The sequence below is a fragment of the Pseudomonas sp. FP597 genome, from assembly GCF_030687435.1.
Taxonomy (GTDB): domain Bacteria; phylum Pseudomonadota; class Gammaproteobacteria; order Pseudomonadales; family Pseudomonadaceae; genus Aquipseudomonas; species Aquipseudomonas lactucae.
This window is the reverse complement of sequence record NZ_CP117432.1, coordinates 1,246,095-1,272,049: the sequence shown is the minus strand read 5'-3', so window position 1 is coordinate 1,272,049 and position 25,955 is coordinate 1,246,095. Positions and strand designations below refer to the sequence as shown.

At 62.8% G+C, this 25,955-nt stretch carries 26 protein-coding genes; 12 read left to right on the top strand and 14 right to left on the bottom strand.

Translation table 11 applies throughout. The features are described from left to right. Nucleotides 1-24 precede the first annotated feature (24 nt). Nucleotides 25-828, top strand: a complete 804-nt coding sequence (locus PSH66_RS05855; protein ID WP_003171977.1) for a SirB1 family protein — start codon at nt 25-27, stop codon at nt 826-828. Here PSH66_RS05855 and PSH66_RS05850 read toward each other — a convergent pair. The 4 genes from PSH66_RS05850 to hmgA form a co-directional block, all read right to left on the bottom strand. Continuing rightward, complete coding sequence (locus PSH66_RS05850) at nt 825-2,192, bottom strand: aromatic acid/H+ symport family MFS transporter (protein ID WP_305428551.1); 1,368 nt, start codon at nt 2,190-2,192, stop codon at nt 825-827. The genes PSH66_RS05855 and PSH66_RS05850 overlap by 4 nt on opposite strands. Nucleotides 2,193-2,297: 105 nt before the next feature. Continuing rightward, nucleotides 2,298-2,933 (bottom strand): maleylacetoacetate isomerase, encoded by a 636-nt coding sequence (maiA, locus tag PSH66_RS05845; protein ID WP_003171975.1) that lies wholly within the window; start codon nt 2,931-2,933, stop codon nt 2,298-2,300. A gap of 12 nt (nt 2,934-2,945) precedes the next feature. Further along, nucleotides 2,946-4,232: a fumarylacetoacetase gene (fahA, locus tag PSH66_RS05840; protein ID WP_305428550.1), complete on the bottom strand. Its 1,287-nt coding sequence runs from the start codon at nt 4,230-4,232 to the stop codon at nt 2,946-2,948. Between the two features lie 3 nt (nt 4,233-4,235). Then, a complete protein-coding gene (gene hmgA / locus PSH66_RS05835) occupies nt 4,236-5,519 on the bottom strand; it encodes a homogentisate 1,2-dioxygenase (RefSeq protein WP_305428549.1) in 1,284 nt (427 codons plus the stop codon). Nucleotides 5,520-5,639: 120 nt separating this feature from the next. Between hmgA and PSH66_RS05830 the strand changes: the two genes are divergently transcribed. Next, the gene (locus tag PSH66_RS05830; RefSeq protein ID WP_003171972.1) at nt 5,640-6,419 is read left to right on the top strand and encodes an IclR family transcriptional regulator; all 780 of its coding nucleotides are present in this window, start codon (nt 5,640-5,642) and stop codon (nt 6,417-6,419) included. 1 nt (nt 6,420) lies between these two features. On the opposite strand, the gene dacB is transcribed toward PSH66_RS05830, so the two are convergent. From dacB to PSH66_RS05790, 8 genes are all read right to left on the bottom strand, one after another. After that, a complete protein-coding gene (dacB, locus tag PSH66_RS05825; protein WP_305428548.1) occupies nt 6,421-7,863 on the bottom strand; it encodes a D-alanyl-D-alanine carboxypeptidase/D-alanyl-D-alanine-endopeptidase in 1,443 nt (480 codons plus the stop codon). Between the two features lie 110 nt (nt 7,864-7,973). After that, nucleotides 7,974-10,394, bottom strand: coding sequence for a TonB-dependent receptor (locus PSH66_RS05820; RefSeq protein WP_305428547.1), 2,421 nt, complete (start codon nt 10,392-10,394; stop codon nt 7,974-7,976). Between the two features lie 110 nt (nt 10,395-10,504). Next, complete coding sequence (locus tag PSH66_RS05815; protein ID WP_003171968.1) at nt 10,505-11,440, bottom strand: glutathione S-transferase family protein; 936 nt, start codon at nt 11,438-11,440, stop codon at nt 10,505-10,507. A gap of 75 nt (nt 11,441-11,515) precedes the next feature. Further along, nucleotides 11,516-11,791: a GIY-YIG nuclease family protein gene (locus tag PSH66_RS05810; protein WP_042944213.1), complete on the bottom strand. Its 276-nt coding sequence runs from the start codon at nt 11,789-11,791 to the stop codon at nt 11,516-11,518. A gap of 36 nt (nt 11,792-11,827) precedes the next feature. Next, nucleotides 11,828-12,298: a nuclear transport factor 2 family protein gene (locus PSH66_RS05805; protein WP_042944211.1), complete on the bottom strand. Its 471-nt coding sequence runs from the start codon at nt 12,296-12,298 to the stop codon at nt 11,828-11,830. Between the two features lie 101 nt (nt 12,299-12,399). Continuing rightward, a complete protein-coding gene (locus tag PSH66_RS05800; RefSeq protein ID WP_305428546.1) occupies nt 12,400-13,044 on the bottom strand; it encodes a DUF1120 domain-containing protein in 645 nt (214 codons plus the stop codon). 207 nt (nt 13,045-13,251) lie between these two features. Continuing rightward, nucleotides 13,252-13,887: a response regulator transcription factor gene (locus tag PSH66_RS05795; protein ID WP_305428545.1), complete on the bottom strand. Its 636-nt coding sequence runs from the start codon at nt 13,885-13,887 to the stop codon at nt 13,252-13,254. Between the two features lie 197 nt (nt 13,888-14,084). Beyond that, complete coding sequence (locus PSH66_RS05790) at nt 14,085-14,900, bottom strand: response regulator (RefSeq protein ID WP_305428544.1); 816 nt, start codon at nt 14,898-14,900, stop codon at nt 14,085-14,087. Between the two features lie 387 nt (nt 14,901-15,287). Between PSH66_RS05790 and PSH66_RS05785 the strand changes: the two genes are divergently transcribed. From PSH66_RS05785 to PSH66_RS05750, 8 genes are all read left to right on the top strand, one after another. Beyond that, nucleotides 15,288-15,911, top strand: coding sequence for a DUF1120 domain-containing protein (locus PSH66_RS05785; protein WP_305428543.1), 624 nt, complete (start codon nt 15,288-15,290; stop codon nt 15,909-15,911). 36 nt (nt 15,912-15,947) lie between these two features. After that, nucleotides 15,948-16,571, top strand: a complete 624-nt coding sequence (locus tag PSH66_RS05780) for a DUF1120 domain-containing protein (RefSeq protein ID WP_305428542.1) — start codon at nt 15,948-15,950, stop codon at nt 16,569-16,571. Between the two features lie 86 nt (nt 16,572-16,657). After that, entirely contained in the window at nt 16,658-17,287 is a 630-nt protein-coding gene (locus tag PSH66_RS05775; protein ID WP_003171958.1) for a DUF1120 domain-containing protein, read from the top strand. 2 nt (nt 17,288-17,289) lie between these two features. After that, entirely contained in the window at nt 17,290-18,027 is a 738-nt protein-coding gene (locus PSH66_RS05770; RefSeq protein ID WP_003171953.1) for a fimbria/pilus chaperone family protein, read from the top strand. Nucleotides 18,028-18,109: 82 nt separating this feature from the next. Beyond that, a complete protein-coding gene (locus tag PSH66_RS05765; protein WP_305428541.1) occupies nt 18,110-20,566 on the top strand; it encodes a fimbria/pilus outer membrane usher protein in 2,457 nt (818 codons plus the stop codon). Nucleotides 20,567-20,577: 11 nt separating this feature from the next. Then, entirely contained in the window at nt 20,578-21,708 is a 1,131-nt protein-coding gene (locus PSH66_RS05760) for a DUF1120 domain-containing protein (protein ID WP_003171951.1), read from the top strand. Between the two features lie 10 nt (nt 21,709-21,718). Continuing rightward, nucleotides 21,719-22,348 (top strand): DUF1120 domain-containing protein, encoded by a 630-nt coding sequence (locus PSH66_RS05755; RefSeq protein WP_258317830.1) that lies wholly within the window; start codon nt 21,719-21,721, stop codon nt 22,346-22,348. 10 nt (nt 22,349-22,358) lie between these two features. Beyond that, nucleotides 22,359-23,009, top strand: a complete 651-nt coding sequence (locus tag PSH66_RS05750; protein WP_141064056.1) for a DUF1120 domain-containing protein — start codon at nt 22,359-22,361, stop codon at nt 23,007-23,009. 2 nt (nt 23,010-23,011) lie between these two features. Here the strand turns inward: PSH66_RS05750 and PSH66_RS05745 are convergent, their stop codons facing one another. After that, nucleotides 23,012-24,277: a CynX/NimT family MFS transporter gene (locus tag PSH66_RS05745; RefSeq protein ID WP_042944206.1), complete on the bottom strand. Its 1,266-nt coding sequence runs from the start codon at nt 24,275-24,277 to the stop codon at nt 23,012-23,014. Continuing rightward, nucleotides 24,267-24,926, bottom strand: a complete 660-nt coding sequence (locus tag PSH66_RS05740; RefSeq protein WP_305428540.1) for a FadR/GntR family transcriptional regulator — start codon at nt 24,924-24,926, stop codon at nt 24,267-24,269. Before PSH66_RS05740 ends, PSH66_RS05745 begins: the two co-directional genes overlap by 11 nt. Nucleotides 24,927-25,084: 158 nt before the next feature. On the opposite strand from PSH66_RS05740, the gene PSH66_RS05735 reads away from it, so the two are divergent. After that, nucleotides 25,085-25,396 (top strand): type II toxin-antitoxin system MqsR family toxin, encoded by a 312-nt coding sequence (locus PSH66_RS05735; protein ID WP_003171945.1) that lies wholly within the window; start codon nt 25,085-25,087, stop codon nt 25,394-25,396. Then, nucleotides 25,393-25,875 (top strand): type II toxin-antitoxin system MqsA family antitoxin, encoded by a 483-nt coding sequence (locus tag PSH66_RS05730; RefSeq protein ID WP_042944203.1) that lies wholly within the window; start codon nt 25,393-25,395, stop codon nt 25,873-25,875. The genes PSH66_RS05735 and PSH66_RS05730 overlap by 4 nt, the downstream gene beginning before the upstream one ends. Nucleotides 25,876-25,955 lie beyond the last annotated feature (80 nt).

The following is a 25,955-nucleotide window of genomic DNA, read 5'->3' as shown; positions in this document are numbered from 1 at the left end:
CGAGGGCATCTGTCGGAGAACGCAATGAAGTCCCGCCAAGCCTTTTTCGCCTGTCTGCAACGCTCGCCACCGGCGCTGTTCGAAGCCGCGCTCTGGATCGCCGCCGAGCACGACCCGGCCGTGCAACCGCAGCTGGTCCTGCAGCAATTGGCCTTGTTGCAGCAGCAGGTCAGCCTGGGCATGCCGCTGTTGCCGGCGGATGAGCTGGGCCAACCGTTGTTGCGCCGGATGAATGACCTCGGGTTCGCCCAGGATGATTTCACCCCGCTGCGCCCCGCCGCCGCCCTGCTCGACAAAGTGCTGCAACGCAAACGCGGGCAACCCCTGGCCATGGGGTTGATTGCCATGGAGCTGGCGCGACGCCTGGACATCCCCATGGTCGGCGTGAATTTCCCGGGGCATTTCCTGCTGCGGGTGCCCGGCGCCGATCACCTGCTGGACCCTTGCGGCGGCAGGCGCCTTTACCCCAACGATTGCCGCGAGCTGCTGCAGCGCCAATACGGCCCTCACCTCAAGTTGCAGGCCGAGCATGTGCTGACGGCCGAACCGCGTGCGATCCTGCAACGGCTGTCACGTAACTTGCGCCAACTGCACCTGTCCAACGACAACCCATTGGCCGCCCTGATCGACGCCGAACGCGTGCTGGAACTGGGCAGCGCCAACGCCGCCGATTACCTGGCGCGGGCCAGCCTGTACCAACGCCTGGACTGCCCCAACGCCGAACGTTTCGACCTGGAACACGCGCTGTTGCTCAGCGAAGACCCGATCCAGCGCCTGCGCCTGACCGAGCGGCTGGGGCACTTGCCGCCCAATTCAGTGGTGCATTAGGCCTGTGGCGCCCTGAGGATATCACCGGGCAACGGCGACTTTGGCACCTCGGCCACCGGCGAGCGCACCTGGATGATCAGCAGCGCGGCAATGACCGCCGGAATCGCACAGAAAAAGAAAATCTGCTGCACCGGGATATGCATCGCCAGCAAGAGACTGCCGAACAACGGCCCCAGGATTGAGCCGAAGCGGCCCACACCCAATGCCCACCCCGTGCCGGTGGCGCGCACATGCGCAGGGTAGAAATTGCTGGCGAAGGCATTAAGGGTTAACTGCCCACCGATGATGCAGAAGCCGGCAGCGAATACGCAGGCCACCAGATAGTGCCGATTGTCGTGGTTCAGCCCCAGCAGGATCGTACACACCGCCGCTGCCGCCAACACGCCGGACAACAGCCGCACCTTGCTTTTGAGGCGGTCGGCAAACCAGGCCATGCCGATCGCACCCAGGGTGCCGGCAAACAGAAACATCGAGGTCACCAGGTTGGCTTCATTGAGTGCCAGGCCGCTTTCGAGCAACAGCGACGGCAGCCAGCTGATCATGAAATACAGCAGGATCAGGCTGACAAAGAACGTCGACCAGATCAGCAAGGTCGGGCGTGCATAGCCGTTGCGAAACAGCTCCACCACCGTCAGCTTGCTGCCCAGCCGCGGCGTGTTTTGTGCCGCGCTCACCAGTGGCGGTTGCCAATCGGGCAACAGGCGCGAAGTGACTTTGCGCAATCGCAGATACGGCGGTGCGTCGCGCAACAGACGCGGCAACGACTCAGGCAGCAGCCACGCCAGGAACGGAAACAACAGCAACGGTGTAACGCCGCCCGCCAGAAATACTGCCTGCCAACCAAAGCGGTCGATAAATCCCGCCGCCACAAACCCACCCGCCGCGCCACCGAATGAGAACCCGCACGCCGCCAGGGTCACCATCAAGGTGCGCAGGCGTGGCGGCGAATAATCCGACATCAATGCCATGGCACTGGGCATCGCGCCGCCCATGCCAATGCCACAGATAAATCGTGCGGCCATCAACGAGGTCAGCGAGTGGGCGAACACCATCAGCACAGTGAGGCTGGCGTAGATCAACACACAGCCCAGCAGGATACGCCGCACACCAAACCGGTCGGCCAGGGGTGTCACCAGCAGCGAGCCCAAGGTAAGCCCCAACAGGTTGGCGCTGAACACCGGACCGAACGCGGCTTTTTCCAGGCCCCAGTCCTTGGCCAGCGCCGGCACCACATAGCCCAGCACCTGGGCATCATAGCCATCGGTCACCAGCAGCAGCGCCAGCAACAGGAGGATCAACCACTGATAGCGCGATACCGGACGGGCATCGAGTGCCGCGCGAAAGCTGGCAATCTGAGTGTGCATCGCAAGGTACCTGTTTATTTTTATGGGTAGGTGGCGAAAATCCAATGTGGGAGGGGCGCCGCGACTTGCTCCCTCCCACATTTTGTTCAATGCAAGCCTTGAGCGTTATGGGGTGTCCGGTTGGTTGGCGGGGTGCGCCTGGATGAACGCCGGATGCTGCGCCGCCAACTCCGCCACCCGCCCAATACGCGGATACGCCGCCAACGGCACCTTGAAGCGCTGCGCCGCATACAACTGCGGTATCAGGAACGCATCCGCCAGCCCCGGCGGTTCGCCAAAGCAAAACCCTGTGTCGCCAATCAACTGCTCCACCGCGCCCAGCCCCTGGCTGATCCAATGGCCGATCCACTCCAGCACCTTCGCCTCATCATGCCCCCACTGGCGCAGCAGGTTCTGGGTACTGGAGTTGTGCAAGGGGTGAATGTCGCAGCCAATGATCGCCGCCACCGCGCGCTCATGGGCACGGGTAGCCAGGTCCTTGGACAGTAACGGCACCTGTGGATAACGTTCGTCCAGGTATTCGATGATCGCCGACGACTGGATCAGCAACTCACCCTCATCGAGACGCAAAGCCGGCACACGGCCTTGCGGATTGATGGCCAGGTACTCCGGCTGACGGTTGGCGCCACCGGCCGGCACCAGCAAGTTCACCGGCACCGCCGTAAAGTCCAGCCCCTTGAGCGCCAAGGCGATGCGTACCCGGTATGACGCGGTGGAGCGATAGTAGGTATAGAGTTCCATCACCCAGCCCTCTTAGCGTGCCGCAATGACGGTACCCCGGCATTCGCCGAAGCCGATCGAGGCAAAACCGTCACGACTGCAGCGCGCGCGCAGGATGATTTCGTCGCCGTCTTCAAGGAACCTGCGGACCTCACCGGATGGCAATTCGATCACCTTCTTGCCGCCTTCGGTCATCTCCAGCAGGCTGCCGAATTGTCCCGCTTGCGGCCCGGATAACGTGCCGGAACCGAACAAGTCACCGGCCTGCAACTGGCAGCCGTTGACGCTGTGATGCGCCACCAGTTGCGCCACGGTCCAGTACATATGCAGGCTGTTGCTCAGTGCCAGGCGATGGGCCGGCAGGTTCTGTTCGCGCATGGCGGCAGTGGTCAGCAGTACTTCCAGCTCGATATCCAGCGCGCCGTTGGCCTGGTCACGTTTGTCCAGCAGGTATGGCAGCGGTTGCGGGTCGCCCTCGGGACGCGCCGGTTGGGCCTTGCGGAACGGCTCCAGCGCTTCGGCCGTAACCACCCAGGGCGAGATGGTGGTGATAAAGCTTTTCGACAAAAACGGCCCCAGCGGCTGGTATTCCCAGGCCTGGATATCGCGAGCCGACCAGTCATTGAGCAGGCAGAACCCGGCGATATGCTCGGCCGCGTCGCCAATGGCGATCGAGTCGCCCATGGCATTGCCCTGGCCGATCCAGATCCCCAGTTCCAATTCGTAATCCAGACGCGCACACGGGCCGAAGGTCGGTTCGGCCTGGCCGGCGGGCAGTGTCTGGCCTTTAGGGCGACGCACCTGGGCGCCCGACGCGCGAATGGTCGACGCGCGGCCGTGGTAGCCAATCGGTACGTATTTGTAGTTGGGCAGCAACGGGTTGTCGGGGCGGAACAGCTTGCCGACGTTCTGCGCGTGTTCGATGCCGACGTAGAAATCGGTGTAGTCGTTGATCCGCGCCGGCACGTGCATCTGACAATCGGCAGCGCGGTGCAGCACCTGCGCCTCTCGGGCTTGCAACGAGCTGCCCTCGGCCAGCAATTGCAGCAGGCGTTCACGCAAGGCCACGCGCGGACCACGGCCCAGTTCGAAAAAGGCATTCAGCTGGCCACCGGCAGTCGCTTCAACGGCGCGGCGGGCCTCGCCGTCAAACAGGTCCAGCGCCGCCAGCAGGTCGAAGATGCAATCGCCAATCGCCACGCCACTGCGCGGCGCCGAGCCGTTGATGCTGAAGATACCCAGCGGCAGGTTTTGCAGCGGGAAATCAGGGTGACCGTTGGCCGAAGCCACCCAGCTGCGGGCTAGCGTCTGTTGCGTCATGGGTTATCTCCGGTTCGGGTTGAAGGTGACGGGCAGCGCGGCCCAGCACGCGTCATAGGCAGGTTGCAGTTGCGGGCAGTCAAGGGCGAACTGGGTGGGACGCAGTACTTGGCTGGTCTCGAACATGAAGGCCATGGTGTTATCGATCTTGTGCGGCGCCAGCTCGACATTGATGGCCTTGGTGCAGGTCTCGCCGTCCGGGCCGTGGGCGCTCATGCAACCGTGCAGCGACGCACCGCCGGGCAGGAAGCCTTCGGCCTTGGCATCGTAGGCGCCCTGGATCAGGCCCATGTATTCGTTCATCAGGTTGCGGTGGAACCACGGCGGCCGGAAGGTGTTCTCGGCCACCATCCAGCGTGGCGGGAAGATCACGAAATCAAGGTTGGCCAGGCCATGGGTGCTGGTCGGCGAGGTCAGTACGGTGAAGATCGACGGGTCCGGGTGATCGAAACTCACCGTACCGATCGTATTGAAGCGGCGAAGGTCGTATTTGTACGGCACGTTATTGCCGTGCCAGGCCACCACATTGAGCGGCGAATGATCCAGCTCGCAGGCCCACAACTCGCCGAGGAATTTCTGTACCAGGGTCGTAGGCTGCTTCAGGTCCTCGTAATGAGCGACCGGCGTGAGGAAGTCGCGCGGGTTGGCCAGGCCGTTGCTGCCGATGGGGCCCAGGTCCGGCAGGCGCAGCGAGGCGCCATGGTTTTCGGCGACATAACCGCGCGCTTGCGCATCCAGCAGTTCGACGCGGAATTTGAGCCCGCGCGGCAGCACGACGATTTCCAAGGGTTCCACGTCCAGCACACCCAGTTCGGTGGCGATGCGCAGGCGACCTTGCTGCGGGACAATCAACCACTCGCCATCGGCGTTGAAGAACACGCGCTCCATCGTACGGTTGGCGCGGTAGTGATAGATGCTGATGCCCGAGGGTTTTTCCGACGCCGAATTGGCAACCATGCCGACGAGGCCATCGATAAAGTCGGTCGGCTCGCTCGGCATGTCCAGCGGGTTCCAACGCAGTCGGTTAGGTGTCACCGCCCCCAACGGCCCACCGGCCAATTGCCGCTCGAGCTTGACGAACGCCGGGTGGTTGGCCGACGGCTGGATACGGTACAGCCAGGTACGCCGGGCTTCGCTGCGCGCCATGGTAAACGCGGTGCCGGAGAACAGTTCGGTGTACAGCCCGTAGGGCGCTTTTTGCGGGGAATTCTGGCCGACCGGCAAGGCGCCGGGCAGGGCTTCGCTGGCGAATTCATTGCCGAAGCCCGACAGGTACTCGAGGTTCATGGAGCGTCCTCTGTGTGCAAGTTGTTTTTATCGTAATCCAGTTACGCTTAACGTAATTTGATCGCTATCGACCGTCAAGCTATAAAGACGCCCATTCATCTCTCGGATTCTCGCCCCTCCATGGAAAAGCCCCGCGACACAGGCAAACAAAAAGTCCGCTCGGCCGAAGTGGGCACCGATATCCTCAAGGCCCTGGCCGAATTGTCACCGGCCACTTCGCTGTCGCGCCTGGCTGAACATGTGCAGATGCCGGCGAGCAAGGTGCACCGTTATCTGCAGGCGTTAATCGCCTCGGGGTTCGCCGAACAGAACACCGCCACCAACCATTACGGCCTTGGCCGCGAGGCGCTCAGGGTAGGCTTGGCCGCACTGGGCAGCATGGACGTGCTGAAAGTCGGCGCCCTGCCCCTGGCCGAGCTGCGCGACGAGTTGAATGAAACCTGCTTTCTGGCGGTCTGGGGCAACCAGGGTGCGACCGTGGTACACATCGAACCGGCGGTGCGCGCGGTCACGGTGGTGACGCAGTTGGGCTCGGTGCTGCCGCTGCTCAGTTCGTCCACCGGGCTGGTGTTCAGCGCCTTCCTGCCGTCGCGGGAAACCGTGGAGCTGCGCGAGCGTGAGGTCCAGGCGGGCATCGCCCATGCGCTGGCGGACGATGAGGCCTATGCCACCACCTGTGCACAGATCCGCAGCCGTGGCCTGCACTTTGTGCACGGGTTACTGATGCCGGGCGTGGATGCGTTGTCGGCGCCGGTGTTCAACGCCGTCGGGCACGTTGCGGCGGTGATGACCGTGGTCGGCCCCACCTCGCTGTTCCATGCCGACGAAGATGGCCCGGCGGCGCAGCGCTTGCTGGCGGCGACCCGAGCCGTGAGTTGGCGCATGGGCTATCAGCCCTGAATCAGTCGTGCCACTGCGTCAGGGCGACGGCCAGGCGGTTTTCCAGGGCGTGGATCGGCGCGGCATCGCTCAGGTAATTGTTGCTCACCATCGAGAACACCAGGCGTCGCCCACCGGCATCGGTGATGTAGCCACTTAACGACGAGACGCCGGCCATCGAGCCGGTCTTGGCGTGCAGGTTGTTTTCGGCGGCCGTGCCACGCAGGCGATAACGCAGGCCGCCCCCGCTCATGCGGTCGGCGTTGCCGGCAATCGGCAGGGCGTTGTACCAGGCGTCGAACCAGGGCTGTCTGGACGCGGCCAGCAACAGGTCGGTCAGGGTCTGCGACGACACCAGATTGCGCCGCGACAAGCCCGAACCGTCCACTTGGCTCAGCGTCGCCGGGTCCATGCCCTGGCGTTTCATGAACACCGCCACCGCCGCCACGCCCGCCTGCGCGGTGCCCGCATTCGCCGTCTTGCGCCCCATGGCCTTGAGCAAGACTTCGGACATGTTGTTGTTCGACAGTTTAAGCAGCGGCGTGATCAGTGCCTGCAACGGCGCCGATTGGTGCTCGGCCAGAATCGTGGCGGTGAGCGGGGTTGCACCACCGATCACGCGTCGTCCCAAGACCTTGATGCCCTGCTGCGCCAGCGCCTGTTCGAACAGGTTGGCGACCAGTTGCGTCGGCTCCCATACGCTCACCCACTGTCGGCTTTGCGTGCCCGGCGCCAGCGCGCCGGTGAGTTGCAGCAGGTTGGTGCCATGCCGGCGGGTAATGCCATAGGTATCGCCAGGGCCGCTGACCGCGCGATTGCTCAGTTGCACGTAATCGGTTGCCGGGCTCACCCCCACGTTAACTGGCTGGCCGGTTATCACCGGGGCCTTGGCCGTGACGATTAATGTGCCCGCATCAAAATCCGTATCGGGCGACACCGTCAGTGCCGAAATCTGCGCGCCGTAGTAGGTACTTTCATCGTCCTGGGCCCAGTCCACACCGAGGCGTTCGGCGTCGAACCAAGTGTCATCGAACACCAGATCCCCCTGCACCTGACGCACGCCCTGGCTCGCCAGTTGCGCGGCCAGCGCCTGGTAATCGGCCAATTGCGTGGTCGGGTCGCCCAGGCCGCGCAGGTACAGGTTGCCAGTCAGGCGCTCGCCCTGCCGCACACCGTTACTGCGCAATTGCGTGGAAAACCGGTAGTGCGGCCCCAGCACCTCCATCGCGGCGGCGGTGGTCAGCAATTTGAGGTTGGACGCCGGCACCAGCCGCGTGTGCGGATTGTGTTGATAAAGGGTGTCGCCGCTGCGGGCGTCGCGCACCATCAGGGAAACGGTGGCGCCGTTGAGCGCCGGGTCGGCCAGCAGTTGATCGAGCGTTGCGGTGGAGCTTGGCGAAACGCTGGCGCAACCCGCGAGTAAAAAGCTCATGCACAGCAGGTGTAGCCATCGTCCAGAGTGCATCGGTATTGTGTTCCAGCAAGTCATCAGTACGGGCAACGCTAACAGCTCCGTCCTGTTGTGGCGAGCGGGCTTGATCCAACATTGGGGCCTCACCGCTCTCGCAATTCCCCTTAGAACTGCAACGTACTCGACACCGACACCTGCCGCGCATCGCCCATCGACACGAAAAACCGGCTGGCCGCCGAGGTGTAGTAGGTGCGGTCAAACAGGTTCTTCACGTTGAGCTGGAACTTGACCTTCTGCCCCTCGATTCTGGTGTCGTAGGTCGCGAACGCATCCGCCACGGTGTAGCCCGGCAGGTCGAAATCGTTGGCCGCATCGCCGGCGCGCTCGCCCACATAACGCGCGCCCGCGCCCACTCGCAATTGGTCGCCGCCGAACACGTTGCCGAAGTCGTACACCGCCGACAGCGAGCCGGTGTGTTTGGCGACGTTTTGCAGGCGGTTGCCTTGCAGGGTCGGGTCCTGGTCCTTGATGTCCTCGGCGTCGGTGAACGCGTAGCTGCCGATCACGCTCCATTGGTCGGTCAACTGCCCGCCGGCGTCCAGTTCCAGGCCACGGGAGCGCACCTGGCCGGCGATGCTGTAGATGGTGTTGGCACCGGAACCTACCGAGACCAGCACATTGCGCTTGTCGATGTTGAACAACGCCGCGCTGGCGGTGATGCGCCCCGGCATGTCGAGCTTGACGCCCAGTTCCCAGGACTTGGATTCCTCGGGCGTCAGATCGCCGGTCAAGGTGCTGCCATCGGCCAGGGCGGCGATGGTGGAGTTGGGTTTGAACGACTCGGTGTAGCTGCCGTAGAACGACAATTGATCGGTGTAGCGGTACACCAAGCCTGCGCGCGGCACCCAGGCCTGGCCCTTGCCGTCGGTATTGGCCTTGAACGGCACGCCCTTGCCGGCGTATTGGTCGTACATCTGGTAGCGCGCGCCAGCCACAAAGATCCACTGGTCGGTGAGGTGAATCGCGTCCTGGAAAAACAGCGAGTCGCTGCGCAACAGGTCGGTCTGGGCGCTGTCGGCGGCGCTGACCGTGGTGCCCGCCACTTCGTTGCCGTACACCGGGTCGTTGTAGTTGAAGTTGGCGCGCGAGCCCTGGCGAATCAGGTCGGCGCGATAGATCTTGCGGTATTCGTCGTCCAGGCCGAACACCAGGTCATGCTGCATGCCCAGCACGTTGACCTTGCCTTCCAGGCTGGCGGTGGCGAAACGGTCGGTGGTGATTGCGCCTTGGGTGCCGTCCATCCTGCGGGTCAATGTGCCGTTGCTGTTCACCGCACTGATGCGCACCTGGCTGGCATCGTAGGTTTCGCGGTTCCAGCTGTAGCCAAAGTGAGCTTTCCACGCGTCGTTCAAATCATGATCGGCTTCGAAGCGGTACAGGTCCGAGCGCCCTTCCATGTTGTTGAACGGCTCATCCAGGCGCCGTGTGGCGGGGATGTCCAACGGGTGGTTGGTCTTGGGATCGATGGCGGTACCACGGTCGAATGGCGAGAGAAATTCACGGTGTTCGTAGGCGAACAGCAACTGGGTGCTGTCGCCGTACCAGGCCAGGGACGGTGCCACCAGCGTCTCGCGGTGGGTGCCAAAGTTGCGCCAGTAGTCTTCGTCCTCATGGTCAACGATCAGGCGATAGGCCAAGCCCGAATCACCGATCGGGCCGGTGGTATCGAGGCCGCCGCCGCTGCCGTTCTTGCCGTCGCCGAAGGTGGAGCCGCGCACGGTCAGGGACGTGGATTGGGTCAACTCGGGCTTTTTACTGACGATATTCACTACGCCGCCGGGGTCCTGGATGCCATACAGCAGCGACGACGGCCCCTTGAGCACTTCGACGCGCTCGGCCGTGGCATTCAAAGCACGGCCCTGCACCACCGGCATGCCGTCGCGCATGATCGAGCCGTTACGGTTGTCGCCAAAGCCGCGCAGCATCACGGCGTCCTGGGTACTGGCGAGGGTGTTGGCCTGGGTGATGCCGCTGACATTGCCCAGGGCGTCATCCAGATTGCGTGGGGTCTGGTCGCGCAATACCTGGGCCGGGACCACATTGACGGTTTGCGGGGTTTCCAGCAGCAGCGCATGGGAGCGCATCACCGAACTGGTGGGCGGCGGCTGGTAGCTGGTGCTGTCCTGGGTTTGGCCGACACCGCTGATGGTGGTGGCGCCCAGGTTGAGCGTACCGTCGGTGGGCACGGGCTCCAGCGCCAGGGTGCGGGCGTCGATCTGGCGGAAGGTAAAGCCGGAGTTACCCAGCAGGCGTTGCAGGGCCTGGGCCGCGCTCATCTGCCCGCTGACCGCCGGTGCGCTCAGGCCATAAGGCGCTTCATCGGTATAGATCACGCTGATGCCGGTGACCCGACTGAAATCGCTAAGAGCCTGGGGCAACGGCTTGGCAGCCAGGGCAAAGGTGAATTGAGCAATTTGCTGCTCTTGCGCCTGCGCCACGCACAGCGGCAGCAACGCCAGCCCCGATACGACCAGTACCGACGCGCCCAACCACTGTTTAACCAAACCGCCCGCCATCGACTTCATGCTGTGAGAACCCGTGTAGAAAACGCTGTTAATGCGAATAAATCGCAGTTTCAAGCATTACACGGGTGGGCCACAGGTTTACCTCACCTTTATCTGCAAATATTTTTGGTTTATTGCGCCTGGAGGCGAAAACCGAAGCGTGGGAAGTGCACATGCACAGTGCCTGCGCGTGGGTCGGTGCGGCGCAGGATCAGCGTTTCGCGACCGGCAAAGAGCAACTCGCCGGCGACCGGATCGACCCCGTAATCGATCGCGCTGATGGTCACCTGTTGCCCGGCCTTAAAACCATTCAAGTCTTCGAATACCTCCTCGGGCAACTCAGCGGGGGTAGCCTCGCGGGCGATTTCCAGGGCCTGCTCAGCGCTCATCTGGCTGGCGGTGCCGTGGCCGAAACCGAGCACGCGTCCCAACCACGCCGACACGGCCGGATACGCATCCACCAACGGCGCGGTCACGGGCGTGGCCTTGAGGAACCACAACGAGTGGGCCAGGGCGAAGTCGGCTATGCACGGCTCGCCGAACAGGAAGTCACCCGGTTCACGCTGCAGTTGCTGCTCCAACCGCGCCATGATCGCCGGCCATTGATGTTTGGCCAATTCACTCGGGAGTTTGCTCGCCGTACCGCCGCTGAACAGCGCGGCGCGGTCGGCGAGAAAGGCCTTGATCGCTTCCGGCGGCAATTTTCCGAAACGCACCGCCACCGATTCCGGCTGGAACACCAGGCTCACGGCATGGGCAAACACCACGCTGTCAGCCCAGGTGGCGAAGGTTTGCGTGATCATTTCCTGGCCCAGCGGAAACAGCGCCGGCGCGACTTTTTCCTGTTCCAGGCGGCGGGCGATCAATGCAGTGTCGCAATAGATATCGGCGCCGACCTGCAGCACCGGGGTTTTACGGTAGCCTCCGGTGAGGGCGGTCAGGTCCGGCTTGGGCATCACCGGCGAGATATGCACCGAGTGCCAGGACAAGCCTTTGAAGCCCAGCAGCAGCCGAGCTTTTTCCGCGAAGGGAGACGTGGGGTAGTGGTGCAGGATTAGCTCAGACATGCCGGGGTCCACTCCAATGATGAACCCGCAGCTTAGCGCGCAATCGGCTGCGGCGGCGTGATGGGCGCCCATCAGTCAGATCAATGACCCGCTCGCCGCCAGGCACTCCTTGGCGCTCTTCTTCAATTTCTTGATCAGCCGTTCCTGGCGCAGCGCCTCGCCCTTGCTCGCGCACCGCTCGGTATACACCAGCGCGACCGCCGGGCTGGACAAAAAAAACCGTGCGCCCTTGCCGCTCTGGTGCGAGGCAAAACGGCGCACCGGGTCGTTGCTGATGCCGCAATACAGCGCGCCATTGGCGGCGCGCACCAGGTACACAAACCAGGGGTTGGGTTCGACAGGATCAGTCACAGGCGGATTCAACAGTCCAGAGGAACGCCAAGCTTATCAACGACTGGCCTGGAATGCCTTCAAGCCTTTGCGCGCCTGGGCACGCACGGCGTTTTTCACCAGCGGCGTCCAGCCCAGCAGCAGGCCTTTGGTGCCCAATGCCTGGCGCGACCAGCGCCACACGTCAAAGCTGTCGTGATGTTCGCAGATCTTGCCGTCACGAAACACAAAGCGCGCCTGGATATCGTTGACGACCCTGTTGCCGGTGGCACTGAACAGGTAGGTGGCGACCCAATGCGCACCGCCGCTGCGATCATCGCTGCGTACATTGTCGAAGGTCAGGGAGAAATCCTTGGCGCGGGTGGTGAGCATGCGCCACATATCGCCGGCATCCCGGCCACGCAGTTCACCGAAGGCCGGGTCGCTGAACAGCACATCGTCGGTGTAGCAGGCCGCCATGGCCTCGGCATCCAGGCGTTGGAACGCCTCGTAGAAGCGGGTGATCAGGGCGCTGTGGGCATCACTCATGGGGCAGGTTCCGTAAACATTTTTGTCAGGCCTGCACGATAGTCGGTGCAGGCTGTGAAGGCCATGGGCATTCATGACAAAAATAGCGCGGGCGTTGCGCCTTACAGGTAGACGATGTCCAGGGTGGCGCTGCCGTCGATCCGGATGTCTTCGGTAATAGGCAAAAAGCTTTTCGGAGCAATATATGTGGAAATCAACAGATCAGCCTTGAAGGCCTGCAACGGCAGTGGCGCCGGCAGTTGGGTGCTTCCCCCGTTCACCGTGCGCATCCAGTTCGGCTGCCAGCTTGAACTCCAGGTTTCGAACCAGGTCTGGCCATCCGTAGACTCGATCACGGCGCGCGCAACGCCGTCGGCTGTCGCGTTACTTGTGCCAAGCCTATACCCGCCGATTTTCTCGCCGCCAGACGCCAACCCCAGCCCGAAATATGAAACAGGCGACGGCCCAGTCCAATCCGGCGCAGCGGTCCCAGAGCGATTATCCATCGCCTTGATGGCAATCAGCGCCGTCGCGTCGCAATTGATGGTCAACGTCAACGTGGCGTCCGGCAGTTGTGTAGTCAGCCTGTCGAGGTCCTGGACCGATATCTTGCCGTGATCCACCACACCGCCATTGGACAACGCAGGCGTACAGGCCGATGGAGTAAGAGTGCCGGTAACGCTCAAGTCCACACTGGAGGCGGCAAATACATTGGAGACGCCCGCCAGCAATAATGCGGCGGCGGTAAGTACATGAGACTGTTGCATGGGAATGCTCGCTTGCGGTCGAATGTTAACAGTGCCAACACAGGAATGTCGGCAACTTATCAATTCGACTCATCTAATAGACCAGGGATGTCAACTTCCTACCCATTACGGCAAGAGGACGGCATTAAACTAAAGGATCAACGGCACACACCCCATACAACTAATACGAATCCGTCTATCCAGTTAGCGGTATTAAACTACAACTTGCTAAGGCACCATTCCGGCCTCGCGCGCATAGGCAAACAAATCCACATCCGTGGAAATACACAATCGGTGCATGGCGGTACTTTTCTGCTTGCTGATGGTCGAGATACTGCGATTGACCTGGGCGGCGATCTGGCTGACGGTCATACCGCTGGCCAACATGCGCACCACCTCGCGCTCCTTGCCCGACAGTTGCGGCGACGCATCGCTTTTTGAAGTGCCGGCCAGTTCCATCTGTACACGCAATGACTCACTGACAAAGGTGCGTCCGCTGACCACGGCCCTCAACGCCAAGGGCAACTCCCGCGCCGAGGCGCTTTTGGCGACGATCGCCCGCGCGCCATGGGCGAACGCCGAACGCAGCGTGGCGACATTGGCGAACATCGTCACCAGAATCACCGGCAATGTCGGGTATTGACGCTGCAACAAGCCCAACAAACCATACCCATCCGCTTGCTGGTCGCCGGGCATGGCGAAGTCCGTGACGATCACATCACACGGCGTGCTCGCCACCAACGCCAGTAACTGGTCAGGGCCGTTGGCCTCGCCAACGACTTTGTACATACCACCGGCCTCGACTACCACTTTCTGCCCAACACGAACAATGGGGTGATCGTCGGCAATAATTATCCGAAGCATTGTATTTTCCATGATGGCAATTTGAGTTTCAGAAAATAACCCGGCAAACCCTGGACAACAACCAGTGATCTTGCACAGTTTTTTCCCACACCCCGTATTTACGTGCGCTCAACTTAGACCTACAAAATAAAAGGAACAGTCATACAGAAACATCCTACATATCAAAGGGAGGAATTCCTTCATCTCTATGTAGGACATTAGAGATTGGCCAAGTACGACAGATAACCTTCGATGTCCCTTTCAAACCGCTTTAGCAGCGACGTGTTGGCTGCCACGCCAGTGCGCTGCACACGCTCGATCAGGAGCATGGCGCGTTGTTCCAGGCCCGTATCGCCCAGAAACGCCAAGCCCCCCACCAGCCGATGCAAACGCTGGGTGGTGATGACGGTATCTGCGTCGTTGAGCGCCTGTTTCAAAACCACCAGGTCTTCGTGAGCCTCCTGCATCAAACAAAACAACAAGGGTTCCACCACCTCCCAGAAGCCGAAGGTCGCGATCAGGCTGGCACGGGTTGGGAGCTTGCCATGCAAGCGTGCCAAATCCACCGGGCGTCTTGGCCGGTGCGGACGCACGTCGGGGTTGGGCAGCCAATACAGCAACACCTCGCGCAATCGTTCAAGGGTGATGGGCTTGAGCATCCAGTCGTCCATGCCGCACGCCACGCAACGCTGGATCTGCTCCGCGCCCAGGCATCCGGTCAAGGCGATCACCGGCAGCCGCGCGGTGCCGGCCAAACCTTCACGGCGACGCAGTTCAAGGGTCAGGGCATAACCGTCCATCACCGGCATGCGGCAATCACTGATCAGCAGATCGAACGGACGCGCCGCCAAGGTTTCCAGCGCCGCCTGGCCATCCCCAACCGTTTCATGGGCCAGCCCCAGCGAACACAAAAATGAACCGATCAACAGCCGATAGGCGCGGTGATCATCGGCCAGTAATACCCGCAGGGTCCGCCAATGCGGCGGTATTGGCGATGGACTGTGTGGACTACAGCCAGCAGTGGGGTCCTGCATAGCTACCTCGCGCAAAAAGATCAGCGCGCAGGCCCACGAGGGAGCCGACGGTTGCCGACCGGACGGTCGACCTCACTCGATTTTTTCGCGCAAGGGCCTGCACCTCCATTCAATTAAATGAATCGAGACTGTTAAAGAGCCAAGAAAAGTATCCGAATGAATGATTCAGGGCGATACAACAACTACGACAATACCGTTTCTCTTACACGCAAGGGTGTCTTTTCCGGCGCTCAGCGGCATCGCAGCTCACTATCGTAATAGTTGCATTCACACACGACAGGGCCGTCGCTACAGTTGCCGTCGCTCAGCCTCGGGACGGCGCGCCGGGGCTGACACATCCCTGTCTTAGCGCAGGGCCAGAACGCTTACCCACAAGGACTTGTGCCCATGGACAGAACCACCCCGGCCGCCCTCGCCATTGTGTTGGCGGCCTGCGCATCCGGCGCCGTCGCCGCCAGCAATACCAACTTGAGCGTCCACGGAACCATTACCCCAGCTTCCTGCACGCCCAACCTGTCCGATGGCGGCGTGGTCGACCACGGCAAACTGACCGCCAAGGACCTGCATCCGGACAAACCCACCAGCCTGCAAGCCGGCGAAATGACCCTGCAAGTGGTTTGTGAGGGGGCGACGTTTTTCACCCTGAACACCATCGACAACCGCGCCGGCAGCTCGGCGATCAACCCGGCGCATCACGGCCTGGGCATCGTCAACGATGACCAGAAACTCGGCAGTGTGGCCTTCGGGTTGTTCGACCCGGTGGCCGACAGCGTACCGGTGCAAACCATTCTGTCACGCGACGGTGGGGCCCACTGGAGCCCCTCGGCGTATCTCGGGCACGCCGCCTTGACGTCGTTCTCCGCCCCCGGCGGCCCGTACACGCCAATGGCCGTGCAAACCCTGAACGCTCGCCTGCGGGCATTCACCATGATCGTGCCCGCCACGGACCTGACCCTGCTCGATGAAGTGCCCATCGACGGCCAGGTCACGTTGCAACTCAAGTACCGGTAACCGTTTTCCCCTAATCGCTATTCCCGGAGTTCCACGATGAACATTGCCTTCAAAACCCTGACCGCCGCCCTGCTGTTTGCCGGCAGCAGCAGCGCCTTTGCCGCGTCCAGTGTCGACCTGACCGTCAAAGGCCTGATCACCCCAAGCGCCTGCACGCCCACCCTGTCCAACGGCGGCTCGGTGGACTACGGCAAAATTTCGGCCAAGGACCTCAATGTCGACAAAGAGACCTGGCTCGACCGGCAAACCCTGCAACTCACCGTCACCTGTGACGCAGCCACGTTGATAGCGCTGGACGCCGACGACAACCGCGCCGGCTCGAACCACGGTGACGACGAGTACGACTTCGGACTCGGCCTGATCAACGATACGGAAAAGCTCGGCCTCATGTCGCTGCGAGTGTTAAACCCAATCGCCGATGGTGTGCCGGTCAGGACCATCAGTTCCATCGATGGCGGTGTTAGCTGGGTCAACAGCCGCTACCTGACGCCCGTCGAACTCCTTGCGCCCGCCGCAACGGGCGTTGATGCGCCGATCCCGGTGCAGGTGTGGACCTCGGACCTGAGCATCTCCTCGGCAATCGCCCCGGCCAGCGGATTGACCCTCACCAACGAAGTCGCCATCGACGGTTCGGCAACCATCACCGTGCGTTATCTGTAACACCCTGACTCGAACAACGGCAGGCCTTCACGCCTGCCCTCGTCCCGTACGCAAACGATAAACCAGGCAACCGGTAAACCTTCCCCATGAAGCACTACTCTTCACGCCTTCTTGCCCTGTTTTACCTGCTCGGCGCCCAGTCGCTGGCGCTGGCAACCTCCAGCACCGAGCTGAACGTCACCGGCCTGATCACCCCCAGCGCCTGCACGACGACGCTGTCGGCCAACGGCATTGTCGACCACGGAAAGGTGCCGGCCAGCAGCCTCAACCAGTACGAATACAGCGCCTTGCCGACTCAGTCCCTGGACTTGAACGTGAGCTGTAACGAACCGGTGCTGTTTGTGTTGGTGGGCCTGGACAATCGCGCCGACTCCTCATTGGGACCCGGTTTCTATTACGGACTGGGCCACAATATTCACGCGCCGAGCGAACGGCTTGGCACCGTGTCTCTCGCCTTTCGCGATGCAATGGGCGACGGCAAGCGCGTGCTGGTGCTGGCTTCCAGCAACGAGGGCCTGACCTGGTTCCCGGAATCCAACGCCTACCCCGACAACTACATGGGGTTCGCCCACCTCGGCACCCTGGTGCCGGAGCCCCATCGCCTGCTGACCGCCACCTTGCAGATCAACACCTCCATCAATGCGGCCGCCTACCTGACCCTCAAGCAGGAAGTGCCATTGGACGGCTCCATCGTGCTCGACCTGAGGTACCTGTAACCATGCCTCCCCTGCCCTTTTTCAATTGCGCCTTCACCTGGGTGCGCCACGCCGGTGTGTACCTCGGCGCGCTTGCCCTGGCATTCGGCGTCCCCACATGGGTACTGGCCGACGGCATGGTGCCGGACACCTCGGTGGTGATCGTCAACGAGGCGGACGGCGAAGCCTCGGTCACGGTGACCAACACCGACGACAAGCTGGCGCTGTTGCACGTAACCCTTGAAGACATTCCCGAAGACCCGGCACCGCTGCTGTTCGTCACCCCGCCGCTGGCCAGGGTCGAACCGGCCAAGAGCCAACTGATCCGCTTCATCCTGCAATCGCCCGAGCCCCTGACCACTCAACGCCTCAAACGGGTGATTTTCGAAGGCATGCCCCAGGGCCGTGCGGCGGCCGAGGCCGGGCATGCGCGAGTGGGGGTGACAGTACGCCAGAACCTGCCGGTGATCGTGCATCCCAAAGGCCTGGCGCCCAACCGCACGCCCTGGACCGGACTGGAGTGGCGTTTGAACAACGACCAGTTGAGCGTGCACAACCCGAGCCCCTATGTGGTGCGCCTGGCCCAGGAACTGCGACTGCTGCCCGGCGGCGGTTCGGCGCTGCTGCCGCGCACCTATGTACTGCCTGGGGAAACCCTGACGGTCACGACCAGCGGCGCCGCGGCGAGCCGCGTGCAACTGCAGCCGGCCACGGTGTACGGCTTTGCCGTGGCGCCCTACGAAGCACCGATCGCCCTCTAGAAATAAGGTGGCCTGCCAACGCCACCCAACGGCCTGACGCCACCGCAGAGTGGGCAGGCCACCGACAGTTGAGTACAACCTTGTGAGCACAGCAACCACTGACCGCGACGGCAGAACAGTGCCCGACGTTTCACCGCGCCAAGCCGCCAGGATACTCGCTGGGCTGGCGCTGGCTGTTGGCGGCGCATGGCCTGGCGGTGCGCTGCTGGCCAATGAAAACCCGAGTGTCGGGTCTTTCGATCCACAGACCCTGTCCCGGCGCGGCATCGACCCGGAACTGGCCAATTTGCTGCTGCAAGCCCCGCGCTTCGCGGCCGGCCGGCACGCCGTCAACCTGAGTGTCAACGGCCATCGTCGTGGCCGCGTCGACGTAGAGTTCAATCGCCAGGGCGGGCTGTGTTTCAACCGCGCCCTGCTGGATGCCGGCAACCTGAGCGTGCCCGATAACGAAGGCGACCCGCTCTGCCATCCCTTTATCGACCGCTACCCGCAAACCGTCATCGAGCAGGACCCCGCCGGCCTGGGCCTGGCACTCATCGTACCCACCGACGCGCTGCGCCCCGCACAACAGGACATCTCGGGCTACCAGACCGGCGGCTTTGCGGGCCTGCTCAACTACGACCTCACCGGGCTCTATAACGAAATGGGCGACAACCGCAGTCGCTTCGGCTCGGCCAACACCGAAGTGGGCTTCAATGCCGGTGACTGGATCGTGCGCAGCCGTCAGGTCAAGACTTGGCAAGACAGCCGCTCGCGCACCACCCACCTGGACGCCTACGCCCAACGCACGTTCGCCGAGCACCAGGCGGTGCTGCAGGCCGGGCAGATCAGCCTGTACAACCCGGTGCTGGCGGGTACGCAGATCACCGGTGCGCAAGTACTGACCGAGACCGCACTGCAGGATCAGAACCAGGGGGCGACGATCACCGGTATCGCCAACAGCCCGGCCCAGGTGGAGGTCCGCCAGAACGGCGCGTTGATCCACTCCACCGTGGTGCCGGCCGGTCCCTTCGCCCTGACCGATGTGCGCCGCCTCAACGGCCGCTCCGACGTAGAAGTCACGGTCAAGGAAACCACCGGCGAACAACGCCGCTTCACCGTGCCCGCCGGCATGCTCGGCCTGGGTTTGCCGGCACCGGGCTACTCGGTGGCGGCCGGGCGCGTGCGCCAGATCGGCGACAGCGACGGCCAGGAACCCTGGGTGGTCAGCGCCGGCTGGAGCGGCGCGGTGCACCCGCAAGTCAGTGTGGGCGGCGGCGTGCTGATGGCGGATGCCTATCGTGCGGCGGGGGTGAACCTGAGTTGGTTGCCGTGGCAGGACAGCCAGTTGCAGTTGACCGCCCAAGGTGCCGAGGCCAGCCGTGAAGGGCGTGATCGCGGGGTGCAAACGGATGTGTCGTGGTCCCAGCGCTTGAGCGACAGCTGGTCGATGAGCACGTCCGGTTCATGGCGCTCCCAGGGTTACCGCAACCTGGAAGACTCGACCTACGTCGGCCGCGACCAACAACGCTCGCGCTACCGCGACCAGCAAAACCTGACCGCCTCCTGGGCGCACCCGGCGCTGGGCGCGTTCAGTGCCGGGGTGTCACGCACAGCATCGTACAACGGTGAAAGCAGCAGCCGCGCGCTGGCCTCCTGGGGCACGCAGCTCGGCCGGGTATCGGTGTCGGCCAGCGCCGAGTGGCAAGTGGGTGGCCGCCAACAGAACGACAACAGCCTTTACCTCAACCTCAGTCTGCCGCTGGGGGAAACCCGTCGTGCCCGGGCCTGGGCACGCAACACGGGCGGCGAACACCGCATGGGCGTGGGGGTGAGCGAGCAGTTCAACGATCAATTGAGCTACCGCGTCGGTGTGGAACGTGACAGCCGTGACCGCGAAGTCGAAGCCTCGCTCGGTGTGTCGGCCTTGCCGTGGTACAGCCAGTTGGATTTCAGCTACACCCGCGCCGATGACCGCAGCGCCAGTTACCAGGGCGGTGCCCGTGGCGGCATCGTGCTGCATGGGGACGGCGTGACCTTCTCGCCATATCCGGTGCGCGACACCTTTGCGCTGATGTCGGTGGGTGACATGGCCGGGATCAAGATCAACACCCCGAGTGGCCCGGTATGGACCGATTGGCAAGGCCAGGCCGTGGTGCCACAGCTCAGCGCCTATGGCCGCAGTCCGGTGGAAGTGCACACCCGCTCACTGCCGCGCAATGCCGACATCCACAACGGCCTGGCGGTTATCGCCGCCGGACGGGGTGCGGTAGATAAGGTGCAGTTTGGCGTCGCCATCACCCGTCGTGCCCTGCTACAGGTGACCGACGCCAACGGCGCGCCAATACCACGCGGCGCCAGCGTCAGTACCGCCGATGGCGAATTCGTCACCCTGGTGCAGGAAGGCAGCCAAGTGTTCCTGCCCGACGTACTCGACCCACGTCCCTTGTGGATCAAAGCGGCGGGCCAGCCGCGTTGCCGCCTGAGCTATGCATTACCGCAGGACCCCGACCCCGAGGTGTATTTCGAAACCGCACCGGCCCGGTGCGAACAGCCATGAGGACATGTGCGATGAGCCTGAAGCAGGCGCTGTATCCCCTGGTTTTTCTACTGTTGGGCAACCCTGCCTGGAGCGCCGAAGACTGCCGGCTCAACCTCAGCCAGGCACAACTGGACTTCGGCCTGATGAACCGCGCCGTGGCGTTGGTGCCAGCTCCTGAGCGTTTGCTCGGCGAGCGGCGCGTGAGCCTGACGCTCAACTGCGCGCAAGCCACCGACCTGAGCCTGTTTTATCGCGGGCCAGGGGCGGGGCCGGAGCGCTTTCGCTTTACTGAACGCGGCAGTTATGGCCTGCGAGTGAGCGAAGCAATAGTGGACGGCCAGGCGGTCGAACTGGGCTTGATTGCCGGCGCCGGGCAAGCGCCCTCCGCCACCAGCGCCCAGTTGGCCTGGCAGCCGGACCACGGCGTTGTGCCCATGCGCAATGGAATGGCCGTGACCGGTCGCAGCCTGTCGCTGCAGCTCGACATCAGCGCCTGGGCCAGCGAAGACGCCGCGCGGGTACGTGATGCCGTGACCTGGGACACCGCCGGGCTGTTCGACGCCATCGTCGCCGGCCGCTCGCGCGAACTGCGCCTGATGGCGCACTTTGCCCCGGCGGCCTGCACGCCCACGCTCTCCAACGGTGGCCATGTGGAGCTGGGCAAGCTGTCGGTCAGCGACCTGAACGTCGACAAGGACACCGCCCTGCCCCCACGCGCGTTATCGCTGGGCGTGACCTGCGACGCGCCGACCGCGTTCGCCCTGCGTATGCAAGACAACCGCGAAGGCTCGGCCACCGGTCTCGCCGATCCAAGCGTTTACGGGCTGGGCCTGGACGCTCGCCAACAGAAGATCGGCCGCTATCGGCTGTTGTTCGATCCGACACGCATCAGCGCCGACAGCTTCGCCCAGGTGTTTACCACCGACTCCGCCACCGGCGGGCTGCCCTGGAGCAGCGCCGGCACCCGCGTCAGCGCAGTGAGCGCCAATCGCTACCTGGGTTTGAGCGCCACTGCCGGCAGTACCGGCGGCCCCAGTGCCATCCAGAATCTCAACGCCACGCTGAGTCTGGAAGCGGTAATCGCGCCATTGAATTCGCTGGACCTGGGCAACGAGGTGCGGCTCGACGGCTCGGGCACACTCGAAATTCACTATTTATAGGAGCATCCACGTGAAACCTTTTTTGACGCCAGTGCTGGCCCTCACAGGGCTGACCGCTGCCTTGACGGCCCATGCCGCCTCCACCGTCGACCTCAGCGTGACCGGGCTGATTACCCCCAGTGCCTGCGAACCCGGCCTGTCCAATGGCGGCATCTATGACCTGGGCAAGATTGCGGCCAAGGACCTGAATGTCGATCAACCCACCCACCTGCCCACCCACACTCTGCACCTGTCGATCATCTGCGAAGCCACGACCTTGCTGGCTCTGGCGCCCAGGGATAACCGCCTCGGCTCCAATTCCGACAGTGGCGACCAAGCCTTCAGGTTTGGCCTGGGGCTGATCAACGACACCATAAAGCTGGGGCACCTGTCGTTGAGTCTGGCCTCGATCGTGGCCGATGGCGCGGGCAGGTATCCCATCGGTTCGACCGCACCCGATACCTGGGCGCCGACCAGCCTGCTGTCGCACTACTACCTTTCCTCGTTCTCGCTGAGCCCCAATTCATTGACCCCGGCGCCGCTCCAGCAACTGAACGCCGACCTGCACCTGGCTCCCACCATTGCTCCGTCCAACACCCTGCCCCTGGCAGAAGAAATGCCCATCGACGGTTCCGTGACCCTGTCCATCCACTACCTGTAGGCGCACACCCATGAAAACGTTATTGAGCGCTTTGGCGACCGTCGCCTGGCTGGCCGCCAGTGCATCGGCCCAGGCCGCTTCCACCGTCGAACTGACCGTCGGCGGCCTGATCACCCCCATGGCCTGCACCCCAGTGCTGTCCGGCGGTGGGTTGATCGACTTCGGCAAGATCTCCCGGCAGGACCTCAACCAGTCGACCGGCACGCGCTTGCCGCTCAAGTCGCTGACCTTGACCGTCAGTTGCAACGCCCCTGGCCGCTATGCCCTGCGCATGCGCGACAACCGCGACGGCACCGCCCACGTCAACAGCGAGATCTACTACGGGCTGGGCCTGGACAGCGCAGGCAACAAGATCGGCGTGTACTCGGTGAAATTCGACCCTCGGAAAACCGTGGCCGATGCCCTGCCGGTGATCTACGGCACCGAGTCGACTACAGGCGGCCTGGCCTGGCGCACGTCCAACAGCAACCCGATCGACATCGGCTCGCGCAGTTTGCTGGGTTTCACGGAGGTCGCCGGCAGCAACGCCGGCCCGTCGGCAATCCAGAACCTGACCAGCACATTGACTCTGGAAGCCGTGATCAATGCCCGGCAGAACCTGGACCTGAGCGTGGAGACGCCCATGGACGGCTCCGCCACATTGGAAGTGGTGTATTTGTAGCGCTAGACCTTCTCGCTGGTCACGCCCACGTACAACGCACGTCCGGCACCGCAACCGGCGACAATCGCACCCAGCCCGATCACGCCGAAGACCCAGCCGGTAGCGCCCCAGCCGCCGGTCCAGTCATGCAGCACACCGACCGCCAGCGGCCCCATGGAGGCCAGGGTGTAACCGAAGCCCTGGGCCATGCTCGACAGGTTGGCCGCAACATGCGCGTCGCGCGAGCGCAACACGATCAAGGTCAGTGCCAGGCTGAACGTACCGCCCTGGCCCAGCCCCAGCAGGATCGCCCAACCCCACAAGCCGTCCAGCGGCGCATACAGGCAACCGAACAGGCCGCCCAGCGTCAGCAGCATCACCACTACAATGGCCAGGCGCTGGTCTTTACCGCGCGTGGCCAACCAGGGCGCAGACAGGGAGCTGAACAACTGCACGATGATCGAGCCGGACAGCGCCAACCCTGCTTCGGTGGCACTCAGGCCGCGACCGATCAGGATCGACGGCAGCCAACCGAACACGATGTAGGACAGGGAGGATTGCAGGCCCATGTACACGGTCACCTGCCATGCCAGCGGATCGCGCAATAACCCCTTCACACGATAGGCGACGCGGTGCGCCCCATGCCTGTGCCCTACCTGCGGCAGCCAGAACAACGCGGCCAGCAGCGCCGGCACCGTCCAGAACCCCAGGGCCAGCGCCCAACTGCCAGCAAAATAATCACTGAGCGGCACCGAAGCCCCGGCCGCCAGCGCCGCGCCCAGGCACAGGGCCATGGTGTAGACACCGGTCATGGCACCGGCCTGTCGGGCGAAATCACGCTTGACGATGCCCGGTAGCAACACGCCGATAATGCCGATGCTCGCGCCGGCGATCAGACTGCCGGCGAACAGCCCCACTTCGCCGAACGCACTGCGCAGGATGATGCCGGTGGCCAGCGTGAGCAGGATGCCGAGCACCACACGCTCGGCACCAAAGCGTCGCGCCAGCCTCGGTGCGGCGGGCGCAAACAGCCCCAGGCACAGCACCGGCAAGGTGGTCAGCAAACCGGCCCTGGCGGCCGACAAGCCCAGGCTGTCGGACACTTCACTGAGCAACGGCGACAGGCTCGACAACGCCGGACGCAGGTTCAGGGCCACCAGCACGAGGCCCAGCAACAACAACCACGGGCGAAGCACCGGCGGATGCGCCTGTTGCACGGCATCGTCGTCGGCTTCGGCATCGATCAACAGCTCATCGAGTTCTTGTACAGGTTTGGTTTCACGGTTCATGGATCAACTGTCGGCAGAGGGATTTGGCGCGTTCCGGGTCTTGTTGTTCCACCGCATCGAGCAACTCGATATGCAGGTCGAACACCGCCTGGCGACGCGGCGAAACCGTCAGGGTCTGGCGCAACTGGGCACCGACAACGGCGGAAAAATAGTGGTACAGCTCGCTCAACGCCGGGTTGTGCGCAGCGTCCACCAGGCGCTTGTGGAACACCAGGTCGGCGCTGATATACGCCTCCAGATCACCGTGATACAGCACGGCGCTGGCCTTGAGCGCCTGGCGCAACGCGACGAGGTCCGCATCGCTGCGACGCAACGCCGCGAGCCCGATGGCCTCCACTTCCAGGATCTGCCGCGTTTCCTGCGCCTGCGCCAGGGAGCAATGGGACAACGCCCGCATCGCGCCCAACGGGTCGGTCATCGAACGCAGGTAACTGCCATCGCCCTGGCGGACTTCGATCAGCCCGGAAAACGCCAACACGCGCAGGGCCTCGCGCACGGTGTTACGGCTGATGCCCAACTCGGCGGACAACTCGGGTTCGGTGGGCAAGCGCTCACCGACCGCCCACATACCTCGGGTGATGCGCAGACGCAGTTGCTCCAGAGCCTGATCGACCAGCGAGCGTTTGATCAAAGGGGCGATGTCTGTCATGGGTTTCGCGCTTTCGTCCAATCATAGGATGAATTTTCCTACAGGCTATTCGGAGACTCCTACAAAGGCAAGGCGCTAGGGTTTTGGGCAGGCAAAGGAGCAGTATTTTCGATTGGTAAAATTACCCTTAGAGGGTAATTATTGGACTCAGGTGTCTTATGGAAAAGTACACACCTCATTACGATCTGGCGGTGATCAAGGCTGATGTCAGGCGACTTGGGGAGAAGGCATTTACCTCAACCGCAAGGAACACCGGACGGAAACTCGGCCTTGATATCCACGAGATGCAAGACGTCATTTTTCAATTGCAAACGGGCATGTTGTACAAATCAATGACTACCTATGCAGACCATAGAATCTGGCAGGACGTGTATCACATCAGTTCACGCGGTATGGAGATTTACATAAAAGTTACTTATCGCTCAGGCGGTATCCCACCGGTGATCTCCTTCAAGGAGTGCGACTCATGAAAACTCAACAATGCTTTATCTGCGGATCGCTCGACGGAATGACTCGCTTCGAGGGGCGGAGCGAGACCCTCAGCGTCAAAGGTATGGAACGTCGCGTCGATGATCTTTCTGGCTGGGAATGCCACGCATGCAGCGACGGCATGTATGACCCAGATAGCTCAGAGCGCCATGCGAAAGCAGGTGATGAACTCATCCACGCAGCCAGGAGGATGATCGGCTCTGAGATGAAGCGCATCCGTCGCAAGCTGCACCTTACGCAAAAAGAAACCGTGCAACTGTTATCCGGAGGCGGTCACAACGCTTTTTCACGCTATGAGCGCGGTGAGCTTCTCCCTCCCAAACCATTGGTACTGTTAATGCGGCTGCTGGATAGATATCCGCATTTACTCGCCGACGCCAAGGTATTGGCCGAAGGAGCTGACATGCGTGGATTCACTCATACCGTAAACACCGAACCCGAGGCACTCAAGGCCTCTTGAGCAGATCGAGTAGGAGGCGGATTTACATCCGCCGTCCTCTCACACCACCGTACGTACGGTTCCGTATACGGCGGTTCAGG

What these genes read in the sequence shown, in the direction of transcription:
- PSH66_RS05855 (WP_003171977.1), top strand. Translation starts at nt 25, where the DNA reads ATGAAGTCCCGCCAAGCCTTTTTCGCCTGTCTGCAACGCTCGCCACCG.
- PSH66_RS05850 (WP_305428551.1), bottom strand. Translation starts at nt 2,192, where the DNA reads ATGCACACTCAGATTGCCAGCTTTCGCGCGGCACTCGATGCCCGTCCG.
- maiA (WP_003171975.1), bottom strand. Translation starts at nt 2,933, where the DNA reads ATGGAACTCTATACCTACTATCGCTCCACCGCGTCATACCGGGTACGC.
- fahA (WP_305428550.1), bottom strand. Translation starts at nt 4,232, where the DNA reads ATGACGCAACAGACGCTAGCCCGCAGCTGGGTGGCTTCGGCCAACGGT.
- hmgA (WP_305428549.1), bottom strand. Translation starts at nt 5,519, where the DNA reads ATGAACCTCGAGTACCTGTCGGGCTTCGGCAATGAATTCGCCAGCGAA.
- PSH66_RS05830 (WP_003171972.1), top strand. Translation starts at nt 5,640, where the DNA reads ATGGAAAAGCCCCGCGACACAGGCAAACAAAAAGTCCGCTCGGCCGAA.
- dacB (WP_305428548.1), bottom strand. Translation starts at nt 7,863, where the DNA reads ATGCACTCTGGACGATGGCTACACCTGCTGTGCATGAGCTTTTTACTC.
- PSH66_RS05820 (WP_305428547.1), bottom strand. Translation starts at nt 10,394, where the DNA reads ATGAAGTCGATGGCGGGCGGTTTGGTTAAACAGTGGTTGGGCGCGTCG.
- PSH66_RS05815 (WP_003171968.1), bottom strand. Translation starts at nt 11,440, where the DNA reads ATGTCTGAGCTAATCCTGCACCACTACCCCACGTCTCCCTTCGCGGAA.
- PSH66_RS05805 (WP_042944211.1), bottom strand. Translation starts at nt 12,298, where the DNA reads ATGAGTGATGCCCACAGCGCCCTGATCACCCGCTTCTACGAGGCGTTC.
- PSH66_RS05800 (WP_305428546.1), bottom strand. Translation starts at nt 13,044, where the DNA reads ATGCAACAGTCTCATGTACTTACCGCCGCCGCATTATTGCTGGCGGGC.
- PSH66_RS05795 (WP_305428545.1), bottom strand. Translation starts at nt 13,887, where the DNA reads ATGCTTCGGATAATTATTGCCGACGATCACCCCATTGTTCGTGTTGGG.
- PSH66_RS05790 (WP_305428544.1), bottom strand. Translation starts at nt 14,900, where the DNA reads ATGCAGGACCCCACTGCTGGCTGTAGTCCACACAGTCCATCGCCAATA.
- PSH66_RS05785 (WP_305428543.1), top strand. Translation starts at nt 15,288, where the DNA reads ATGGACAGAACCACCCCGGCCGCCCTCGCCATTGTGTTGGCGGCCTGC.
- PSH66_RS05780 (WP_305428542.1), top strand. Translation starts at nt 15,948, where the DNA reads ATGAACATTGCCTTCAAAACCCTGACCGCCGCCCTGCTGTTTGCCGGC.
- PSH66_RS05775 (WP_003171958.1), top strand. Translation starts at nt 16,658, where the DNA reads ATGAAGCACTACTCTTCACGCCTTCTTGCCCTGTTTTACCTGCTCGGC.
- PSH66_RS05770 (WP_003171953.1), top strand. Translation starts at nt 17,290, where the DNA reads ATGCCTCCCCTGCCCTTTTTCAATTGCGCCTTCACCTGGGTGCGCCAC.
- PSH66_RS05760 (WP_003171951.1), top strand. Translation starts at nt 20,578, where the DNA reads ATGAGCCTGAAGCAGGCGCTGTATCCCCTGGTTTTTCTACTGTTGGGC.
- PSH66_RS05750 (WP_141064056.1), top strand. Translation starts at nt 22,359, where the DNA reads ATGAAAACGTTATTGAGCGCTTTGGCGACCGTCGCCTGGCTGGCCGCC.
- PSH66_RS05745 (WP_042944206.1), bottom strand. Translation starts at nt 24,277, where the DNA reads ATGAACCGTGAAACCAAACCTGTACAAGAACTCGATGAGCTGTTGATC.
- PSH66_RS05740 (WP_305428540.1), bottom strand. Translation starts at nt 24,926, where the DNA reads ATGACAGACATCGCCCCTTTGATCAAACGCTCGCTGGTCGATCAGGCT.
- PSH66_RS05735 (WP_003171945.1), top strand. Translation starts at nt 25,085, where the DNA reads ATGGAAAAGTACACACCTCATTACGATCTGGCGGTGATCAAGGCTGAT.
- PSH66_RS05730 (WP_042944203.1), top strand. Translation starts at nt 25,393, where the DNA reads ATGAAAACTCAACAATGCTTTATCTGCGGATCGCTCGACGGAATGACT.